20 protein-coding genes are annotated in these 20432 nt (G+C 59.8%); 6 read left to right on the forward strand and 14 right to left on the reverse strand.

Features of this window, described 5'->3' with window-relative positions:
• Nucleotides 1-126 precede the first annotated feature (126 nt).
• Nucleotides 127-597 carry a MarR family winged helix-turn-helix transcriptional regulator gene (locus PYR65_RS15360; protein ID WP_060641229.1) on the forward strand — a complete coding sequence of 157 codons (471 nt, stop codon included), beginning with the start codon at nt 127-129 and terminating at the stop codon, nt 595-597.
• A gap of 86 nt (nt 598-683) precedes the next feature.
• Here PYR65_RS15360 and PYR65_RS15365 read toward each other — a convergent pair whose 3' ends face one another.
• The 7 genes from PYR65_RS15365 to PYR65_RS15395 all read right to left on the reverse strand — a co-directional run bounded on the left by PYR65_RS15365 (nt 684) and on the right by PYR65_RS15395 (nt 11444).
• Nucleotides 684-2879, reverse strand: a complete 2196-nt coding sequence (locus PYR65_RS15365) for an esterase-like activity of phytase family protein (RefSeq protein WP_276118587.1) — start codon at nt 2877-2879, stop codon at nt 684-686.
• A gap of 213 nt (nt 2880-3092) precedes the next feature.
• Nucleotides 3093-3365 carry a DNA-binding protein HupB gene (gene hupB / locus PYR65_RS15370; RefSeq protein ID WP_037107702.1) on the reverse strand — a complete coding sequence of 91 codons (273 nt, stop codon included), beginning with the start codon at nt 3363-3365 and terminating at the stop codon, nt 3093-3095.
• Nucleotides 3366-3595: 230 nt separating this feature from the next.
• On the reverse strand, nt 3596-6016 hold the full coding sequence (gene lon, locus PYR65_RS15375; RefSeq protein ID WP_276118588.1) for an endopeptidase La: 2421 nt from the start codon (nt 6014-6016) through the stop codon (nt 3596-3598).
• A gap of 517 nt (nt 6017-6533) precedes the next feature.
• Complete coding sequence (gene clpX / locus PYR65_RS15380; protein WP_060641232.1) at nt 6534-7811, reverse strand: ATP-dependent Clp protease ATP-binding subunit ClpX; 1278 nt, start codon at nt 7809-7811, stop codon at nt 6534-6536.
• Between the two features lie 302 nt (nt 7812-8113).
• A complete protein-coding gene (gene clpP, locus PYR65_RS15385) occupies nt 8114-8746 on the reverse strand; it encodes an ATP-dependent Clp endopeptidase proteolytic subunit ClpP (protein ID WP_060641233.1) in 633 nt (210 codons plus the stop codon).
• Between the two features lie 271 nt (nt 8747-9017).
• Nucleotides 9018-10577: a phospholipase D family protein gene (locus tag PYR65_RS15390; RefSeq protein WP_276118589.1), complete on the reverse strand. Its 1560-nt coding sequence runs from the start codon at nt 10575-10577 to the stop codon at nt 9018-9020.
• Nucleotides 10578-10595: 18 nt separating this feature from the next.
• Complete coding sequence (locus PYR65_RS15395; RefSeq protein ID WP_276118590.1) at nt 10596-11444, reverse strand: endonuclease/exonuclease/phosphatase family protein; 849 nt, start codon at nt 11442-11444, stop codon at nt 10596-10598.
• Nucleotides 11445-11660: 216 nt separating this feature from the next.
• On the opposite strand from PYR65_RS15395, the gene PYR65_RS15400 reads away from it, so the two are divergent.
• The gene (locus PYR65_RS15400; RefSeq protein WP_276118591.1) at nt 11661-12908 is read left to right on the forward strand and encodes a cytochrome P450; all 1248 of its coding nucleotides are present in this window, start codon (nt 11661-11663) and stop codon (nt 12906-12908) included.
• A gap of 40 nt (nt 12909-12948) precedes the next feature.
• On the opposite strand, the gene PYR65_RS15405 is transcribed toward PYR65_RS15400, so the two are convergent.
• From PYR65_RS15405 to PYR65_RS15420, 4 genes are all read right to left on the reverse strand, one after another.
• Nucleotides 12949-13794 carry an oxidoreductase gene (locus tag PYR65_RS15405; protein ID WP_276118592.1) on the reverse strand — a complete coding sequence of 282 codons (846 nt, stop codon included), beginning with the start codon at nt 13792-13794 and terminating at the stop codon, nt 12949-12951.
• Between the two features lie 84 nt (nt 13795-13878).
• Entirely contained in the window at nt 13879-14223 is a 345-nt protein-coding gene (locus PYR65_RS15410; RefSeq protein WP_276118593.1) for a cupin domain-containing protein, read from the reverse strand.
• Nucleotides 14224-14277: 54 nt separating this feature from the next.
• Nucleotides 14278-15558 (reverse strand): O-acetylhomoserine aminocarboxypropyltransferase, encoded by a 1281-nt coding sequence (locus PYR65_RS15415; RefSeq protein WP_060641239.1) that lies wholly within the window; start codon nt 15556-15558, stop codon nt 14278-14280.
• Between the two features lie 131 nt (nt 15559-15689).
• A complete protein-coding gene (locus PYR65_RS15420; protein WP_276118594.1) occupies nt 15690-16118 on the reverse strand; it encodes a CoA-binding protein in 429 nt (142 codons plus the stop codon).
• 243 nt (nt 16119-16361) lie between these two features.
• Here PYR65_RS15420 and PYR65_RS15425 point away from each other — a divergent pair, with 243 nt between their 5' ends.
• Nucleotides 16362-17198, forward strand: coding sequence for an EamA family transporter (locus PYR65_RS15425; RefSeq protein ID WP_276118595.1), 837 nt, complete (start codon nt 16362-16364; stop codon nt 17196-17198).
• A 19-nt stretch (nt 17199-17217) separates the two neighbouring features.
• Here PYR65_RS15425 and PYR65_RS15430 read toward each other — a convergent pair whose 3' ends face one another.
• Genes PYR65_RS15430 through PYR65_RS15440 form a run of 3 tightly spaced genes read right to left on the reverse strand, consistent with a single transcriptional unit; the run spans nt 17218 to nt 18669 of the window.
• Nucleotides 17218-17505 (reverse strand): HigA family addiction module antitoxin, encoded by a 288-nt coding sequence (locus PYR65_RS15430; RefSeq protein WP_060641242.1) that lies wholly within the window; start codon nt 17503-17505, stop codon nt 17218-17220.
• Between the two features lie 11 nt (nt 17506-17516).
• Nucleotides 17517-17795 carry a type II toxin-antitoxin system RelE/ParE family toxin gene (locus tag PYR65_RS15435; protein WP_276118596.1) on the reverse strand — a complete coding sequence of 93 codons (279 nt, stop codon included), beginning with the start codon at nt 17793-17795 and terminating at the stop codon, nt 17517-17519.
• A gap of 52 nt (nt 17796-17847) precedes the next feature.
• On the reverse strand, nt 17848-18669 hold the full coding sequence (locus PYR65_RS15440) for an enoyl-CoA hydratase (RefSeq protein ID WP_276118597.1): 822 nt from the start codon (nt 18667-18669) through the stop codon (nt 17848-17850).
• 156 nt (nt 18670-18825) lie between these two features.
• On the opposite strand from PYR65_RS15440, the gene PYR65_RS15445 reads away from it, so the two are divergent.
• The 3 genes from PYR65_RS15445 to rpsI all read left to right on the forward strand — a co-directional run bounded on the left by PYR65_RS15445 (nt 18826) and on the right by rpsI (nt 20424).
• The gene (locus tag PYR65_RS15445) at nt 18826-19257 is read left to right on the forward strand and encodes a PaaI family thioesterase (RefSeq protein WP_276118598.1); all 432 of its coding nucleotides are present in this window, start codon (nt 18826-18828) and stop codon (nt 19255-19257) included.
• Nucleotides 19258-19483: 226 nt separating this feature from the next.
• Nucleotides 19484-19948, forward strand: a complete 465-nt coding sequence (gene rplM / locus PYR65_RS15450) for a 50S ribosomal protein L13 (protein ID WP_060641245.1) — start codon at nt 19484-19486, stop codon at nt 19946-19948.
• A 2-nt stretch (nt 19949-19950) separates the two neighbouring features.
• Nucleotides 19951-20424, forward strand: a complete 474-nt coding sequence (gene rpsI, locus PYR65_RS15455) for a 30S ribosomal protein S9 (protein ID WP_060641246.1) — start codon at nt 19951-19953, stop codon at nt 20422-20424.
• Nucleotides 20425-20432: the final 8 nt, after the last annotated feature.

Genomic DNA, 20432 nt, shown 5'->3' on the forward strand with positions numbered 1-20432 from the left:
TTTCGGTCCAGCAACATTATTGGGGACGTGCAGCACCTCGACGCAAGGCAGGCGAATTAGACTTGACGGCACCGTCAACAATACCGTCATTTGACATGGCACCTCATAATATCCATATGAGACATCATGAAATCCACATTCGAAGTCTCCGACAAGCTCTTTGAGCTCTATCATCGCGTTCACCGCCTCATTAACGAATCGATGACGGAGGAAGGCGTGTCTTTGGCACGCAGCAAGTTCCTGTTTTTCCTCAGCAAGCTCGGCCCCTGCCGATCGACCGATATTGCCGGTGCGCTGAATTTCGCGCCACGCACGGTGACGGAAGCCATCGACGGGCTGGAGCGCGACAAGCTGGTGATGCGCAAGCCCGATCCGGAAGACCGCCGGGCAAAGATCGTGTCGATCACCGATGTCGGCCGCGTGGTTCTGGAAGCCGCCGAACATCCGCGCAAGCAGCTGATCGAGGAGATTTTTTCAGCGCTCGACGACCAGCAGCTCGACCAGATGCACGATATCGTCAGCCGGCTGGTGGCCAAGGCCGATGAAATCCGCACGCGCAAGGAAAACGAGGCAAACAGCGGCACGTCCGCCGGGTAGCGCGTTTTTCTCTGCTTGCAACAAGTTCAGATAGAAAAGGCCGGGACATCATATCCCGGCCTTTTCCGTTACCAGTACCGCCGCAATTACATTGCGTTCATCGTACCGATCGAGAAGAACAGCGTTTCGCCCGAGGAACCATCGACACCGTCATTGTCGGTGACGATGTAGCCGTTTCCGGCGGCATCGATGGTGAAGCCTTCGACCTTGTCAACGACGTAACCGTTGGTGGCTGACTTCAGGTCAGGAATGAGGTCGCGGACCTCTTCCTTCTTGACCACAGGCAGTTCGCCGCCGAGCTTGGCCGGCTTCAGGTCGGCGAGTGCGACGCGGTAGAGCTTCTTCAGCTTGGCCGCATCGCCGATCAGGTTGTCGCGCTCGATGATATAGGCGTGCTCGCCGCTGACGGTGATTTCGGAAAGGCCGACCCAGCCCGCATCCGTCTTTTCGAGCGGATAGCGCACGGCGCCCCATTCCTTCGAGGAGGGCTTGTAGGAAACGAGCTTCACAAAGCCCTTTTCGTCGTCGCCCCATTCGCGCTGCACGGCCATCCACAGAACCTTGTCATCGCCTTCGCCAACGCTGGTGATGCCCTCGAAGCCGAAACGCTTCTCGCCGGCACGCAGCTCGGCGGGGATGGCGATTTCTTTTTCGATTGCGCCCTTTTCGTTCACGTGAATGATGGCGTGGCTGTAGAGCTTGTCGGCATCGCCTTCGGACGCCAGCCAGAAGCCGCCTTCACCATCCGGCACCAGGCCTTCGATGTCGAGCTTCTGGGCTGCGGCACCCGCACGCGTGATGCGCAGAGCGTCGGTGATCCTCGCTGGCTTTGCAGTGGCATCGATCGTGAAGATCGTCGGCTGCGACGCATAGACCGAATCGTTGACCGCGTAGAGATGGCCTGCCTGGTCCTTGACGGGTGCCAGACCCGAGAGGGCGCCGAAGCCGATCAGCTCGCCATCCTTTTCGGTGGAGACGATCTGCGGATAGGCGGCCTCGCCTTCCGCGCGCTCATAGATCATGACGTGCGACCGGGCACCGCCATCTTCGACGAGGTCGGTTTCGTTGGCGGTCACGAACAGGTTGCGGCCGGGAATGGCGACGGCGCCTTCCGGACCGATGCCGGACGGCAGCAGTTGCAGAAGCTGCGGTTCAGCGCCGGTATCCTTGTAGACGCCGACGATGGATGCGCGCTCGGCCAGCACGAAGAACAGGTTGTCCTCGCCGAACTTGGCGGCTTCCAGACCTTCCGGCTCGACGCCCTTCTTGTTACGGGCATCCGGATAGTGACCGATCTTGGCAATCTCGCGCTCGAAGGCCGCTCCGTTCTCATAGAGAACCTTGCCGGTCTTGTCGAAGATGGTAAAGCCGCGCGCGCCGCCCTTCCAGTCGCCTTCATTGGCAACGACGAGACGATTGTCGTCCAGCCATTTCACCGCATCCGGCTCGCGGGCGACGTCCTTCAGCTCGCCGGTAAATTTCAGCGCGCCGTCCTTCTTGGTGTCGATGCCTTCGAGGCTGACGGTACCGGCGGAGAAATGGCTCTTCACGGTGCCGGTCTTGCCATCGATGATGACGATATAGTTGTTTTCCTGAAGCGTCAGCGCGATCTCGTCCTGGCCATTGAAGGCGACGAATTCCGGCTCCGGATCATCGCCTGCGACATCGGCAAGACCGGTCAGGGTGACGTGCTTGATCGAGCCGCAATCGACAACGCCGTCCTTGAGCGACAGGATGACGAGGTTGCCTGCCGGCAGCTGCGGCAGGTCACCGTCATTGACGTCCTCGTCGCGCTCGTTTTCGATCGCGATCGCGGCGATCGTCTTGTCCTTGTTCAGGGCGATGGAGTCCGGCTGACCGCCGAGATCGCAGGTCGTATCGACGGCCTTGGAGGCGATATCGACCTGGGCCAGGATGCCGGATGGCTTGACGAAGCTTTCGCGCGTGTTGATCGCGACGAGCGCCCTGCCGGCGGCGATGGTCACCGAGGTCGGCTCGCCGTCGAACGCGATGGAGCCACCGGCCTTCGGGGCCTTGGCATCGGTGATATCGATGATGCCGATCGCCTTGTTCGGGCTGTCGGAATAGATCAGCGTGTTGCCGTCTTCGCTCGCGGCGATGATTTCAGCCGAGGTGACGGACTTGGCATCCGCCCCTTCAGGCAGATTGCCGGCGACGGCGAAGGAGGCGATGCGATTGAATACGGGCTCTGCGCTGACCGCCGAGGCGGTTGAGGCAGCCAGCACGGCAGCGAGTGCTGCGGTGAGCGAAAATGTCTTCACGGGATGTCCCTCCTGGTGAATGAATACGCAGGGGGTTTTGATCGCGCTGTGTAACACCCGCATGACAGCCGGTGCATATTAGAATTCGGTGGCCAGAACGCGGCCTGGCAAAGCCCGCAAACGAAAAGAGGCCCGGGAAAACCCGGGCCTCAAATCAACCTGCTTTCGAACCGTTGGCGTCTTCGCCACGGTGCTGCAGACAAAACATGAAACTTAGTTCACGGCGTCCTTGAGACCCTTGCCGGCCGAGAACTTCGGCACGTTGCGGGCTGGGATATCAACTTCTGCGCCAGTGGACGGGTTACGGCCCTTGGATGCTTCGCGGCGGCTGACCGAGAAATTGCCGAAGCCGACGAGACGAACGTCGCCGCCGTTCTTCAGTTCTGCCTGGATAACGTCGAAGATTGCGTCAACTGCAGAAGATGCATCTGTCTTCGAGAGTCCGGCCTTTTCGGCAACTGCGGACACGAGCTCATTCTTGTTCATGTTTCCACCCCTTTCAATACTGGTTCGAAACGACTCAATTTTCAAGCCGGGAGCAGCATACGCGCCGCCCTCGCCTTGGCAAACCCAATCGCTCCGAATCCCATGGAATGCAAGGCTTTGCGCAGGGTTTTACATAAAAAAGACCGGCAAAAATGCCGGTCTTCCACTGTTTCCGCTGCAAATCAGTGCACAACCTGCGAAGGGCACCAGTTTGCGCTCAAGTCAAGCGATTAGTGAGCAATCGCCGTTCCGGCCTCGTCAACCGGGTCGGCAGCTGCGATCGGCACGGCCTGCTTGGCCGGATCCCACTCGATTGCGACGGGCACCCGCAGCAACGCATGCTGCAGAACCTCGCCAATATGCGAGACCGGAATGATCTCCATATTGTTCTTCACGTTGTCTGGAATATCCGCCAGATCCTTGGCGTTTTCTTCCGGGATCAGCACCTTCTTGATGCCGCCGCGAAGCGCTGCGAGCAGCTTTTCCTTCAGGCCACCGATCGGCAGCACACGGCCGCGCAGGGTGATTTCACCCGTCATCGCCACGTCCTTGTTGACGGCAATACCCGTCATGATCGACACGATCGCGGTCGCCATGGCCACACCGGCGGACGGACCGTCCTTGGGTGTCGCGCCTTCCGGCACGTGCACGTGGATATCGCTCTTGTCGAACAGCGGCGGCTCGATGCCGAAGTCGATCGCGCGCGAGCGGACGTATGATGCCGCAGCCGAAATCGATTCCTTCATCACGTCGCGCAGGTTGCCGGTCACCGTCATGCGGCCCTTGCCGGGCATCATGACGCCTTCGATCGTCAGAAGCTCGCCGCCGACTTCCGTCCAGGCAAGACCGGTGACGACACCGACCTGGTCGGTACGCTCGGCTTCGCCGTGGCGGTAGCGCGGAACACCAAGATAGTCGTTGATATTCTCGGCAGTCACCTCGACCTTGCCGGTACGGCCCTTCAGGATTTCGGTGACGGCCTTGCGGGCGACCTTCATCAGCTCGCGCTCAAGGCTACGCACACCGGCTTCGCGGGTATAGGTCTGGATGATCGCCGACAACGCACCGTCGGTAATCGAGAACTCCTTCGGCTGAAGCGCGTGATCGGCAATGGCCTTCGGCAACAGGTGCCGCTTGGCAATTTCCAGCTTTTCTTCTTCCGTGTAGCCGGCAATACGGATCACTTCCATGCGGTCCATCAAGGGCGCCGGGATGTTGAGCGTATTGGCCGTCGTGATGAACATCACGTTCGAGAGGTCATATTCGACCTCCAGATAGTGGTCCATGAACGTCGAGTTCTGTTCCGGATCCAGCACCTCAAGCAGAGCCGACGACGGATCGCCACGGAAATCCTGGCCCATCTTGTCGATCTCGTCGAGCAGGAAGAGCGGGTTGGACTTCTTTGCCTTCTTCATCGACTGGATGACCTTGCCGGGCATCGAGCCGATATAGGTACGGCGGTGACCGCGGATTTCGGCTTCGTCACGAACGCCGCCAAGTGCCATGCGGATATATTCGCGGCCTGTCGCCTTGGCGATCGACTTGGCAAGCGAGGTCTTGCCGACGCCCGGAGGGCCGACGAGGCACAGGATCGGCCCCTTGATCTTTTGCGAACGTGCCTGGACCGCCAGATACTCGATGATCCGTTCCTTGACCTTGTCGAGGCCGAAATGATCCAGTTCCAACACTTTTTCTGCGTGGTTGAGATCGGTCTTGACCTTCGACTTCTTCGACCACGGAATGCCCAGCAGCCAGTCCAGATAGTTGCGCACGACGGTGGCTTCCGCCGACATCGGGCTCATCTGGCGCAGCTTCTTGACTTCCGCATCGGCCTTTTCACGGGCTTCCTTGGAGAGCTTGGTCTTGGTGATGCGGTCTTCCAGCTCGGCCATCTCGTCGCGGCCTTCCTCGCCGTCGCCGAGCTCCTTCTGGATCGCCTTCATCTGCTCGTTCAGGTAATACTCGCGCTGAGTCTTTTCCATCTGGCGCTTGACGCGCGAGCGGATGCGCTTTTCGACCTGTAGAACCGAAATCTCGCCTTCCATGAAGCCGAGCGCCTTTTCAAGGCGCAGCTTGACGCTGGTCGTCTCCAGCATTTCCTGCTTTTCGACGATCTTGATGGACAGATGCGAGGCAACGGTGTCGGCCAGCTTCGAATAGTCTTCGATCTGGCTGGCAGCGCCGACGACTTCCGGAGAGATTTTCTTGTTGAGCTTCACATAGCTCTCGAACTCCGAGACGACCGAACGGCTGAGCGCCTCGATCTCAACCGGGTCTTCTTCCGGCTCGGAAAGCGGATGGGCCATGGCCTCATAGAATTCTTCACGGCCGGTATAGCCGTCGATCTCGGCGCGCGCACGGCCTTCGACCAGAACCTTGACGGTCCCGTCGGGCAGCTTCAGCAGCTGCAGCACATTGGCGATGGTGCCGATCTGATAGATGGCAGCCGGTTCCGGATCGTCGTCGCTGGCGTTGATCTGGGTGGCAAGCATGATCTGCTTGTCGGTACCCATCACTTCTTCCAGCGCACGGATCGACTTTTCACGGCCAACAAAGAGCGGCACGATCATATGCGGGAACACCACGATATCGCGCAGCGGCAGAACCGGATAGGTCGCGCTCTCGATTGCCGGAGACGTTTTGCTCGTCATGTCATTTCCTTTCCGTCCCGTTTCCGGGCCCGTTACCCGAAGCGTTCAAGAGCGCATCGGGTCCTCATTCTTTCCACTGTCAGGTGGAGTGTGTGACGTCTGTTTTCAACCCTTTGCCGACTACAGACCTGGGAGGCGGCGTAGTCGGATAGTAAACGGCATCTGACTGTCGCGGACCTTGCCGCGGGAGTTAACGCACACGCTTCGTGCCGGGACACGCCGACACAGAATCGTAACATAATCGCGTTGTTGCTCGCTTTTAGCAATCGCTGATTCGACGGATTAACGGTTCTGCCGCAACCTCCCTTGGGAAGGCCGTCAGCGCGCCGCGATGCAAAATGCGCAGGGCTGCCCTGCACCTTCGGCACCGCCTCTCCCGATTTGGAGGTACAACACGGATATCCGTCATCATCCGACATGAAAAAGGCCCGCACATGGCGGGCCTTGCTCTGGATATCGATGTCCTCCGGTCAAGCCGAATCAGGTCAAGCCAAAATCAGGTCTGGCCGAAGTCAGGTCAGGCCGAAACGTTGGCCTTCTCTTCCGAGCGCTCCGAATAGATGTAGAGCGGGCGGGCGGAGCCCTTGACCACCTCGTCGGAGATGACCACTTCGCGAACGCCTTCCAGCGTCGGCAGTTCGAACATGGTGTCGAGCAGGATCTTCTCCATGATCGAGCGCAGGCCACGGGCACCGGTCTTGCGGATGATCGCCCGCTTGGCGATTTCGCGCAGCGCGTCCTCATGGAACGTCAACTCGACGTCTTCCATCTCGAACAGCCGCTGGTACTGCTTGATCAGCGCGTTCTTCGGTTCCGACAGGATCTGGATCAGAGCCGGCTCGTCGAGATCCTCCAGCGTCGCCAGGACAGGCAGACGGCCGATGAATTCCGGGATGAGGCCGAACTTCACCAGATCTTCCGGCTCCAGTTCGCGCAGCACTTCGCCGACGCGGCGGTCTTCCGGCGACTTCACCGAAGCACCAAAGCCGATCGAGGTCTTTTCGCCGCGCGCCGAGATGATCTTGTCGAGGCCGGCAAATGCGCCGCCGCAGATGAACAGGATGTTGGTCGTGTCAACCTGCAGGAACTCCTGCTGCGGATGCTTGCGGCCGCCCTGCGGAGGAACGGATGCGACCGTGCCTTCCATGATCTTCAGCAGCGCCTGCTGCACACCCTCGCCCGAAACGTCCCTCGTGATCGACGGATTGTCGGACTTGCGCGAAATCTTGTCGACTTCGTCGATATAGACGATGCCGCGCTGCGCACGCTCGACATTATAGTCGGCCGACTGCAGGAGCTTCAGGATGATGTTTTCGACATCCTCGCCGACATAACCGGCTTCCGTGAGCGTCGTGGCATCGGCCATGGTGAACGGCACGTCGATGATGCGGGCCAAGGTCTGCGCCAGATAGGTCTTGCCGCAACCGGTCGGGCCGACGAGCATGATGTTGGATTTCGCCAACTCAACGTCGGTGCCCTTGGCGGCATGGGCCAGGCGCTTGTAATGGTTGTGGACGGCAACCGACAGGATGCGCTTGGCCTGTTGCTGGCCAATGACGTATTCGTCGAGAACCTTGATGATCTCCTGCGGCGTCGGAACGCCATCGCGGGACTTGACCATCGATGTCTTGTTCTCTTCGCGGATGATGTCCATGCACAATTCGACGCATTCATCGCAGATGAACACTGTCGGTCCGGCAATCAGCTTGCGGACCTCGTGCTGGCTCTTCCCGCAGAAGGAGCAGTATAGGGTATTCTTGGAGTCACCGCCGTTGCTACCGCTGACCTTGCTCATATCACTTTCCTTCCAGCACGCCGGACACCTTGAGAGAAGGTGAAACGGACTACTCAACCCGCTCCGCACATTTTCCGCTTTGATGGCGCAAAATCACGGCGCTCTCGGGAGTACGAACCGGCTTCAAACAACCACGTTTGATGTCCGGCAGCAACGAATCTCCCACCGAATACCGAATGCTAGGACTTCAAACTTCAACATAGCATTAACGGTCGATATTAACGGCTTTGGCCTGCGGATAAAGCCCCATGACGGTTACAATTGTGTCACAAATGCATCTATCCGCACACAAAAGCTTGTTTTCACGCTTCTGACGCGGCTTCCATGGCCTCACGCGAGGTGATGACCTTGTCGACGACACCCCAGCTGAGCGCTTCATCAGCAGTCATAAAGTGGTCACGATCAAGCGTCTGTTCAACCTCTTCCAAGGTGCGGCCGGTGTGCTTGACGTAAACTTCGTTCAAACGGCGCTTCATTTTCAGGATGTCGCGGGCATGCCGTTCGATGTCGGATGCCTGGCCCTGGAAGCCGCCAGACGGCTGGTGAACCATGATGCGGGCGTTCGGCGTCGCAAAACGCATATCCTTGTGGCCGGCCGCCAGAAGCAGCGAGCCCATGGACGCGGCCTGGCCGATGCACAGCGTCGAGACGGCCGGCTTGATGAACTGCATCGTATCGTAGATCGCCATGCCGGCGGTGACGACGCCACCCGGCGAATTGATGTAGAGGGCGATTTCCTTCTTCGGGTTTTCAGCCTCCAGGAACAGCAACTGCGCGCAGATCAGCGTTGCCATGTGGTCTTCCACCGGACCCGTCAGAAAGATGATGCGCTCTTTCAGGAGACGCGAAAAGATATCGTAGGAGCGCTCGCCGCGATTGGTCTGTTCAACGACCATCGGCACCAGAGCCATAGCGGTATCAACGGGATTTCTCATGTCAAACCTTTGTCTATCTGGCGCGCAAACCCTTTCGCGCACCGGGAATCATCGGGAATATCTCTTGTCCATACATAGAGTGTCCAAGTACCCCACTTCAAGTCGCGAAGTCTTCATAACGTTAATACACGTTTTGAACCGCAACCTTGCCACGTCAAGCGCCCGCCCTACCCTTTAGCGGCTGCGAACGGGCGTGATAGGGGCAATCGGGGATTTATGCTGTTCCACACAGGCTTTGGCGCATTCTGAGTGAAAAATCGGTAAATGCGGGTCACAGTTGCGATTCAATCGGCAGGACGCCGATAACGCCGGCAATCAGGCGGCGCCAGAAGCCGGCTTCCGGCTCGCGGCGAAGCACCCGCGCCTCATCGCCCAAGCGGTCGTGCCAGCGCAGCCGGCCGCCGTCGAGCGACAGGCGGAAGCTGTTGTCCGGGCTGGTTTCCGCATCGAAGATCGCCTCCACCTCCCGCACCAGAGCGGGGTGGGTAAAGAGCACGCCCATTTCCGTATTCAGCGATGCCGAGCGTGGGTCGAAATTCATAGAGCCGACAAAGCCGGTTTTTCCATCGACCGTGAAGGCCTTGGTGTGAAGGCTTGCGCCGCGCGAGCCGAACAGCGACATCCGCTGCGGATCGCCCGGTTCATGCGTCGCCTTCAGCTCGAACAGCACCGCCCCGCCCCTCAGCAGAGCCTTGCGGTAATTGGCATAGGCGCCGTGAACGGCAGCGACGTCGGTTGCGGCGAGCGAATTGGTCAAAACCTCGACCTTGACATGCCGCTCGACCAGCCGCGTGATCTCGGCAATGCCCTGCGCGCCGGGAATGAAATAGGGGGAAATTACCCGCACGCCATGCTGCGCCGAGGTCAGCGCCGGCATCAGTTCCCGCATCACCCAGTTGTTGCGCTTCTGCAGAAACGCTTTTTCGGGGGGATCAGACACCAGCATGGCGGCGCTCGTCCAATGCAGGACCGCGCCATCCGGCAAAAGGGTACCGTCGGGTATCGCCTTGCCGGCATGGGCCAGATAGTGCCGTCCACCCGGCGTTTGAGCGATTTTCTCCAGCTTCGTCCGGAACGCCGGCAGATAATGGGCGCGCGGCGTGCGCAACGACCCGATCGGCACCACCACGGAACTGTTCCAGTAGCGGTCAAAAACCGTTGCGGCCTCGTCGGCGACCGGCCCCAGCATCCAGACATCGAGATCGCGGAAATTCGACAGCTCATCGGCATCGAAATAGGCGTCGCCGATATTGCGCCCGCCGGCGATCACGACCCGGCCATCGGCGATCCACTGCTTGTTGTGCATGCGCCGCGTGGCCCGGAAAGGCCGCATCATCATTTCCAGCCCGCGCTTCAAACGGTCGGTGCGCGCCCGGCTTGGATTGAACAGCCGTACCTCGATATTGGCATGGCCATCCAGCGACAGGCACATGCGGTCGTGCAGCCCGGCATTGATATCATCCAACAGAAGCCGCACCTTGACGCCGCGATCAGCAGCGGCCAGCACCTCGCGGATCAGCATCCGCCCGGTCAGATCGTTCTTCCAGTAGTAATATTGCAGATCGAGGCTGCGCCCTGCCCTGCGCGCCGATATCGCCCGCAACGCAAAAGCAGCCATATTGTCGGAGACCAGCGAAATGCCGTTGAGGCCCGGGTTTTCGCCAAGCAACGGTTGCGCCAGCCGGTCCAGCTCCGTCTCCCCCTCCTGCGGCTGCAAGGCTGCCGATGCCGGCCCCTGAAGGCGGCGCCCGAAACGGCCATAGGCATAGACGGCAACCAGCGCCAGAAGAGCGAACACGGAAACTGACAGAGCGACGATATGGGCACGCATGCTAGGACGGCCTGTTGGTCATGGTTGCGCGGCGGAGACCGCTTGCGCCGGCTTTGCCTCGCCCAGCGCGGCCTTCAGATCGATATAGGCCTTGATCGGCAGGTGATCGGAGGCGACGCGCGACAGCGGCGTGTTATGGACCTCGACGGCGGTCACCAGATTGTGCGGGCTTCCCATCACCCGGTCGAGGGCCAATAGCGGAAAGCGCGAGGGAAAACTCGGCACGGCGGTTGCGGCGTGATCAAAGATCGGGCTCAGCGAACTCAGCGCCGAGCGGCGGCCCATCCGCCACTCGTTGAGATCGCCGATCAACAGCGTCGGCCGCTCTTCCGCCTCGCTGATGGCAGCGATGATCGCCGCCGCCTGGCGGGCGCGGGAATGCCGCAGCAGGCCAAAATGCGCGGCAATGATCCGGAGCGGTCCGGCCTTCAAGTCGAGATCCACAACCAGCGCGCCGCGCGGCTCGACACCCGGCAGTTTCAGCTGATGGACCTTGGCGACCGCGCCTTCGCGCAACAGCAGCACATTGCCGTGCCAGCCATGGCCCTTGGCGGAAAAGGCTGCGATCGGCACCGCGATCAGGTGACAGTCGCGGTGCAGCCGCTCAAGATCAAGCAGGCCCGCGCGCTCGCCAAACCGCTGGTCGGCCTCCTGCAGCGCGATGATATCGGCGCCGATTTCGCTGATCACATCGGTGATGCGGCCGGGGTCGAAACGATTGTCGGTACCGACGCATTTGTGGATATTGTAGGAGGCAATGACGGTATCGCCGCGGTCGCCTGCCGGATCCCTGCCCGCCAGGGATACGCGTTTTCCGCGGATGGCGGCCAGAATGCCCGCTGACAGGCTGGTATGCGACGAAGCCATAGTCTCTCTCTGGTCGTTGCCGTTCACCAAGCAAGACATAGACATGTCGCACCGCAAGGCAAGACGGCATCCGCCAGATCGGCGCATTTCACGGGATGAGATGCGATTTTGCGGGTGGGGAAATCTAGCAGCAGCATGACAATCTGCTTGTCGGGTTCGCAGCACTCGCCATAAATCACAAGCGCCAGACGCCGTTTCATCCAGTGAGAATGCACAATGCCGATACCTTCAGCCATTACCATCCAGCCGGACACGCGAACCGCCCATATCGACGTGCGCGATCCCGCTTTCTACACGAACCCGCTTTCCGCCTACGCCGCCCTGCATGCCCAATGTCCGTCCTTCTTCTGGGAGGAACAGCAGCAATGGTATTTTGCGGGCTACGATCAGGTGAACAGCCTGTTGCGCGACCGGCGTTTCGGCCGGCAGATCCTGCATGTGGCAACCCGCGAGGAGCTGGGCCTGCCCGAGCCCAAGCCGCATCTTGCAGATTTCGACCGTCTGGAAGCCCATTCGCTGCTGGAGCTTGAACCACCCGCCCATACGCGGCTGCGCACGCTGGTCAACCGCGCCTTTGTTTCGCGCCAGATCGAACAGCTGAAGCCGGATATTGCCGCCCTTTCCCATTCCCTTATCGACGGTTTTAAGAAGGATGGGCATGTGGAGCTGTTGAAAGCTTACGCCGAGATCGTGCCGGTGACCGTGATCGCCCGGATGCTCGGCGTGCCCACAGACATGGCGCCCAAACTGCTCGACTGGTCGCACCGCATGGTGAAAATGTATGTGTTCAATCCGTCGCTGGAGACCGAACAGGATGCAAACCAGGCGTCGGCCGAGTTTGCCGAATACCTGAAGGGGATTATCGGCTGGAAGCGGCAAAATCCGGCCGACGATCTCCTGACCCATATGATCACCACGGAAAAGGACGGCGAGCGGCTGTCCGACGACGAGCTGATTTCTACGGTTGTGCTTCTCTTGAACGCCGGACATGAGGCCACCGTGCATCAGCTCGGCAATGCCGTGCACACCCTGCTGGAAACCGGCACATCGCCAAAGGACGTGTTTTCCAGCGATACCACCACCGAACGGACCATCGAGGAGACGATGCGCTATGCCGCGCCGCTGCATATCTTCCAGCGCTATGCCCTGTCCGACATTGAGCTCGAAGACGGCATCACCCTGAAGAAGGGCGACAAGATCGGGCTGTTGCTTGGAGCTGCCAATGTCGATCCGAAGAAATTCTCCGATCCCCTCACCTTCCGTCCCGGCCGCAACGAAGGCGCACACGTATCCTTCGGTGCAGGACTGCATTTCTGCATCGGAGCGCCCTTGGCACGGCTGGAACTGAAACTATCGCTGCCGATCCTGTTCGAAAGGCTGCCCGGCCTGCGGCTTGCGGCCGAACCACAGGTCAAGGACAGCTATCATTTCCACGGGCTGGAGCGGCTGGAGCTGGAATGGTAGAACGGACGGCGCAGCATTCGAGCTGCGCCGAGCCTTTTCCTCACTCCGGAAAATCCGCCGCTTCGGTAACGTCGGCCCAGGCCTCGAAATCGCGGCGCAACGTGTCGATCTTGCCGCGCCCGCCAGCCAGCGCCGCCTTGCCCAGGAGCAGACGCAGCGGTGGGTTTTCGGCTTCGACGGCCTTGATGATCGCCTTCACGGCCCGCTCCGGATCGCCCGGCTGCTTGCCATTGCGTTCGCGGATGCCCGCGGCATTCTTGCCGGCCGTGCCGCTGTAGTCGTCGATCGTCTGCGGCGCTTCATTGGCCGAGCGTCCGGCCCAATCGGTTCTGAAACCGCTGGGCTCCACCAGAAGGACCTTGATGCCGAGCGGCGCTGTCTCAAGCGACAGAGCCTCGGACAGGCCTTCGACGGCGAATTTGGTGGCGTTGTAGAAGCCGACGGCCGGGCCGCCGCGAATGCCGCCGATGGAGGATATGTTGACGACGGTGCCGGACCGCTGCTGGCGCATGGCAGGCAGAACCGCCCGCGTGACGGCGGCAAGACCCCAGACGTTGATTTCGAACATGCGGCGGACTTCGTCCATCTCGCTTTCCTCGACCGAGCCGAAATAGCCAATACCGGCATTGTTGACGAGGACGTCGATGCGGCCGAAACCGGCGAGTGCCGCCTGGACTGCAGCCTCGACCTCATCCGGCTTGGTGACGTCGAGCTGCAAGGCCAGAGCCTTGTCCTCGTTGCCGGTAACAAGGTCTTCGACCTGCGCCGGATTGCGGGCGGTCACGACGGTCGGGTAACCGAGCGAGAGTGTCTGCTGTGCCAGTTGCCGGCCAAAACCGGTTGAGCAACCGGTGATGAACCAGACGGGTTTATCGGCGTGGGACATGAGATTTCTCCTGAAAAATATTCGACAATATTCGACAATATGAAGTGTGCAGTATGAGAGACGTCATCCACCCGGGCGGGAATACTAGACCCGGATGACATAATCCTTGCGAGTCGTTTCAATCACTTCCCAGGTTCCCTTGAAGCCAGGTCTGAGGATCATGCTGTCGCCGGCCTTCAAGTGCGTTTCGGCACCGCCGTCTTCCGTCACGATCGAAAGGCCGGACAGGATGTGGAAATATTCCCACTCGTCATAGACGATCCGCCACTTGCCCGGCGTTGCCTCCCAGATGCCGGCATAAATGCCGCCGTCAGTTTCCTCGAAATTCCAGGTCCGGAATTGCGGCGTGCCGGAAATCAAGCGGTCAGGCGCCGGCGCGCCCGCCTCGGGCTCGAGAGATGCAGGATCGAAAATCAGCGCGTTGGTCATGGATGCTCCGCATGAACAAGGAGATGGCCGGCGAACCGGCCATCTTTGAAGGGATCAGGCTTTCGCCAGCGACTGTTCGAGATCGGCGATGATATCAGCAACATCCTCGATCCCGACCGACAGGCGCACGACTTCCGGGCCAGCGCCGGCCGCCGTCTGCTGTTCCGGCGTCAACTGCCGGTGCGTGGTCGAAGCAGGGTGGATCACCAGCGAGCGTGTGTCGCCGATATTGGCGAGATGCGAGACCATTTCCAGGCCCTCGACAAAGCGCTTTCCGGCCTCGTATCCATCTTTCAGGCCGAAGGTGAAGACGGCGCCGGCACCACGCTTGGAATATTTCTGCTGCAGTCCGTGATTGGCGTCACTTTCAAGACCGGCATATTTCACCCAGGCCACCTTGTCATGGCTGCTCAGCCATGTGGCAACCGCCAGCGCATTGTCGCAATGGCGCTGCATTCTGAGCGGCAGCGTCTCAATGCCGGTCAGGAGCAGGAAGGCGTTGAACGGCGAAATAGCCGGGCCGAAATCGCGCAGGCCCAGAACCCGGCAGGCGATAGCGAAGGCGAAATTGCCGAAGGTCGCATGCAGCACCATGCCGGCATATTCCGGGCGCGGTTCCGACAGGATCGGGTATTTGCCGGATTTCGACCAGTCGAACGTGCCGCCATCGACAATCACGCCACCCATCGAATTGCCATGGCCGCCCATGAACTTGGTCAGCGAATGCACGATGATATCGGCACCGTGCTCGATCGGCTGGATCAGATAGGGCGTTGCCATCGTGTTATCGACGATCAGCGGCAGGCCATGCTTCTTGGCGACGGCGGAAATGGCGGCGATGTCGACAAAAGTGCCGCCGGGATTGGCGAGGCTCTCGATGAAGATCGCCTTGGTGCGGTCATCGATCTGACTTTCGAACGAGGCGATATCGTTGGTATCCACCCAGCGCACCTGCCAGTCGAACGACTTGAAGGCATTGCCGAACTGGTTCACCGAGCCGCCGTAGAGCTGGCGGGCTGCAAGGAAGTTGTCGCCGGGGCTCATGATGGCGTGGAAGACCAGAAGCTGCGCGGCATGGCCGGAGGCGACAGCAAGCGCTGCCGTGCCGCCTTCAAGGGCCGCGACGCGCTCTTCGAGCACCGCCTGGGTCGGGTTCATGATTCGCGTGTAGATATTGCCGAACGCCTGCAGGCCGAACAGCGAGGCGGCGTGGTCGGTGTCGTTGAAAACGAAGCTGGTCGTCTGGTAGATCGGCGTTGCCCGCGCGCCCGTCGTCGGGTCCGGCGCTGCTCCTGCGTGGATCGCAAGCGTGTTGAAACCGGGTTTGTTGGTCATGGATGTGTCCTCCCTTGGTCAAGTTCGGCGCACTATTTCAGAGGCAGTACCGTGCGGTCAAAGACTGTTTTGCCTGATTTGCAGGCCGCGCGAGCAAGGAATTCCAAATCCTTGAGCCCACGGTTGCAAAATCAGCCGACCAGCCGCGGATACTCGATCGCCGGGCAGCGGTCCATCACCACCTTGATGCCGTTTTCCTCAGCCTTTGCCGCAGCTTGGTCGTCGCGCACGGCCAGTTGCGTCCAGATGAATTGGGGCTGGTTTTTCAAGGCGAGGATTTCATCGACCAGGGCCGGAAGCGCATCTGCGGCGCGGAACACATCGACCATATCGACCGGTTCGGGAATATCGGCAAGCGTGGCGTAAACCGTCTGGCCGTGGATTTCCTTGCCCGCCTGGCCCGGATTGACCGGGAAAACCGTGTAGCCCTTGCGCAGCAGGAACGCCATCACGCGGTAGCTCGGCCGCTCCGCATTGGGCGATGCGCCGACCAGGGCAATTGTTTTCGTCGCGCGCAAAATATCGGAGAGATAATAGTCGGGATAGACATCATGATTCATTGTTGAATTCCGGCCTCTATACTCTGTGTGCCGATACATGGGACGGCCTTTTAAGGTTTCAACCGATCACGTTCGCGGCTGCATGTAAATCAGCGGCTTATAAAATGGCTAGGATGTCACCAAATCTGGCCTTCATCCGGCCTTGCTGGAAAATCGGATTGCTTTTCGGCTATTGCCGCCGCAAAACTCGGACGCTGCACCGTTTTCTCAGCCGACCCTTTCTCGTATTTCCAAAGGTTTCCCGTGCCTCTCGACGTCATCGCTCTCGTTCTGTTTGGAGCGCTCCTGCATGCGACTTGGAATGCACTGGTCAAGGCCGGATCGGAAAAGTCGCTCGATGCGGCGATGATTGCGCTGGGTGCCGCCGTCGTCGCCCTGCCCTTCCTCCCCTTCATGCCGCTGCCGCATCCGGATGCCTGGCCGTTCATTCTGGTTTCGGCGCTGTTCCAGTTCGCCTATTTCCAGCTTGTCGCCGCTGCCTACCGCGCCGGCGATATCGGCCTCGTCTATCCGCTGATGCGCGGCGTGGCACCGTTGCTAGTGGCGGCGACAAGTGGGGCGATCATCGGCGAAAACCTGTCGAGCGGCGCGATTGCCGGCGTCCTGACGATCTCGACCGGCGTGCTGACGCTCGCCTTCGAAGCGCGCAAGGGCGGCAAGCGCGCCATCCTGCTGGCGCTGGCCAATGCCGTGGTGATTGCCTGCTATACCTATGTCGATGGGATCGGTGCGCGGCTGGCGCTCAATCCCATCTCCTACACGCTGTGGATGGCGCTCCTGCCACCGGTGCTTCTGTTTACATGGGCTTTTGCAAAACGCGGCTTTGCGCCGGTGCTCTTCCACGTACGCCATCAATGGTGGCGCGGTCTGATCGGCGGCGGCGGCTCGATCGGCGCCTATGGCCTGGCGCTGTGGGCCATGACAAAAGCGCCGGTGGCAACGGTGGCGGCGTTGCGCGAAACATCGATCCTGTTTGCCATCGTCATCTCGATCGTCTTCCTGAAGGAACGCGTCAGCATCTTCCGCATCGTTGCTGCCTGCCTCATTGCGCTGGGGGCACTGATGCTGAAGCTGGCTTGAGCGATGATTGACGCCAAGTTCAGGCGGCAGATTTTGCAGGAAGAACTTCGGCCTTGATCCGATCCCCGTTTTGCCGCGACGCGACCGCGAGATCATACGTGGCCTGAAGTCCGAGCCAGAACTGAGGATCATTTCCAAAGAACTGACCGAGCCTCAAAGCGGTATCGGCGGAAATAGCCCGTTTTCCAGTCAGAATTTCGGAAATCCGGCCGGAGTTTATGCGCAACGCGAGGGCCAACGCGTTGCCTGTCATGCTGCGCGCATCCAATTCTTCTCTTAGCATCGCGCCTGGGTGAACCTCAAACATTCCAGTCTCCTTCAGTGGTAATCGACGATTTCCACGTCATAAGCGTGCCCATCTTCAAATCGGAAACACAGCCGCCAAGGCCCATTGATGGTCATGGCCCATTGGTTTTTTCGATCGCCCGACAACTTATGCAAACCAACCGATTTCAGAGGAGCCAGATCGTCAAGCGACCGGGCATTCTGCAACATGACCAGCCGCATTTTTGCCTTGCCGGCATCCAAGCCTGAAAACTTTGATTTTCCGCTCTCTGTAAATTGCCGTGTCGCGGTATTGGCGATCGATTTGATCATCGATCAAAGATACTACGCGTTACGATGCATGTCTATCGTGCAGCGCGCTGCGTTAATCCCGCCTCCACTCCGGCGTCCGCTTGCCAAGCACGGCGTCGATCCCCTCCTTCGCGTCAGACTTCAGCAGATTGTCCACCATGACGCCTGTCGCAAAATCATAGGCCTCGGTGATGCTCATCTCGGCCTGCTGATAAAATGCCCGCTTGCCGATCCTCAGCGCTTGCGGCGATTTCGAGGCGATGACGGCGGCGTATTTGTTGACCACCTGCTGCAGATACTGTTTCGGCACGATGCGGTTGACGAGGCCGAAATCCTTGGCGGTCGAAGCGTCGATGGTTTCGCCGGTCAACAGCATTTCCATTGCCTGCTTGGGATGGGCGGCACGGGATACCGCAACCATTGGCGTCGAGCAGAACAGGCCGATATTGACGCCGGGCGTGCAGAAGGTCGAACTGTCGGTGCAGATCGCCAGATCGCAGCTTGCGACCAGCTGGCAGCCGGCCGCGGTTGACAGGCCGTCGATCTCGGCGATGACCGGCTGCGGCAACCGGTTGATTTTCAGCATGAGATCAGCGCAGAGCCGCAGCGATTTTTCGAAGAGAGCCCTGCCCTGGTCCTCATCCGCGCGATGCGCCGTCAACTCTTTCAGGTCATGACCGGCACTAAACAACGAGCCGGAAGCAGCCAGGATCACAACCCGGATGTCTTCGGATGGGGCAACCGCATCCAGCTCCGCAATCAGCGCTTCAAGCAATGCGATGGACAGGACGTTGGCCGGAGGATTGTTGAGCGTCAGCCGCAGGACATTGCCGGAGATCTCGCTGAGCACCGGGCCTTTTTGTTCTTCCTTGTGCAGGGGAACGATATCCGCCATCTCTCTTCTCCTTCGTCTCAACTGTCGTCACGGCTTGTCCGGATCACCGCTTGGTACGCTGCCGCAGACGCCGTTTCAAGCGGCCGATAGGACTTTCGTCCGGCTTGCTGCCATGACTGGAGGACCGCTAAAAGGACTCTATATTGGGAGTGAACCATGCCTCTGGAGCCGATCCTTACCGTCGCCGATCTCAATCGCTTCCTCGAAACGGATTTTTCCGAAGTTCATACCGATGGCAAGATCTTCGAGGTGATCGCAACGGGTCCGGGCTCGGCTACGATGCGGCTCGATCCACAAGAGAAGCACCTGCGCCCCGGCGGCACCGTTTCAGGGCCAACATTGTTCGCGCTCGCTGACGTGACCGCCTATATCACGCTGCTTGCCCATATTGGCCCGGTGGCTCTCGCCGTCACCACCAATCTCAACATCAACTTTCTCCGGAAACCCGAGCTCGGGCCGCTGAATTGCACCTGCCGCATCCTGAAGCTCGGCAAGCGGCTCGCGGTGCTCGACGCCGCGATTTCGGAGCTTGATGGCGATGACATGGTCGCCCATGCCACGGCAACCTATTCGATTCCGCCGAAGTAATTTGTGGTATTAAAATACCACATTATTAAGCCTTTGTTTTTAATGGGTAATTTTTCAAGACGGTCAGACCGGCAATCTTGACCGCATTTCATCCTTTGCGTATAAGCCGCACCAGATCGCGGTCCCTTGGGGCCGCTTTCATTTTTGGCCGGCTTCACGCTTGCCAATTCAAGCAACAAGAAACGCCCGGCGGCAACGCATCGGGTTCAAACGAAAGAGTTTCAACATGTCAACCTTCGTTCAGAAGCCTGCAGAGGTGGAGAAGAAGTGGATCCTCATCGACGCCGAAGGCCTCGTTGTTGGTCGCGTCGCTTCCATCATCGCCAACATCCTGCGCGGCAAGAATAAAGTCACCTACACGCCCCACGTTGACGATGGTGACAATGTCATCGTGATCAACGCTGAGAAGGCTGTCCTGACCGGCAAGAAGTACACCGACAAGAAGTACTACTGGCACACCGGTTATCCGGGCGGCATCAAGGAGCGCACCGCGCGCCAGATCATCGAAGGCCGCTTTCCGGAGCGCGTTCTCGAGAAGGCTGTCGAGCGCATGGTTCCGCGTGGCCCGCTTGGCCGTCGCCAGATGAAGAACCTGCGCGTATACGCAGGCACAAACCATCCGCATGAAGCACAGCAGCCGGTGACGCTCGACGTCGCAGCGCTGAACAGCAAGAACACAAGGAGCGCCTAATCGTGGCTGATCTCTCTTCTCTGAAAGACCTCGGCACGGCGACTGAAGCAACCGCTTCGGCTCCGGTCCATGTCCGCAAGGTCGACGCCCAGGGCCGCTCCTACGCGACCGGCAAGCGCAAGAACGCCGTTGCCCGCGTCTGGGTCAAGCCGGGCTCCGGCAAGATCACCGTCAACGGCAAGGAATTTGCGGCTTATTTCGCACGTCCGGTTCTGCAGATGATCCTGCGCCAGCCGATCTTCGCTGCTGCCCGTGACGGCCAGTTCGATATCGATGCAACGGTTGCAGGCGGCGGTCTTTCCGGCCAGGCCGGTGCCGTTCGTCACGGCATCTCGAAGGCTCTCACCTATTTCGAACCGGGCCTGCGCACGGTTCTGAAAAAGGGTGGCTTCCTGACCCGCGATAGCCGCGTCGTCGAGCGTAAGAAGTACGGTAAGGCCAAGGCCCGCCGTTCGTTCCAGTTCTCGAAGCGTTGATCGTTTCG

Origin of the sequence: Pararhizobium qamdonense (assembly GCF_029277445.1) — a bacterium.
GTDB classification, from domain to species: Bacteria; Pseudomonadota; Alphaproteobacteria; order Rhizobiales; family Rhizobiaceae; genus Pararhizobium; species Pararhizobium qamdonense.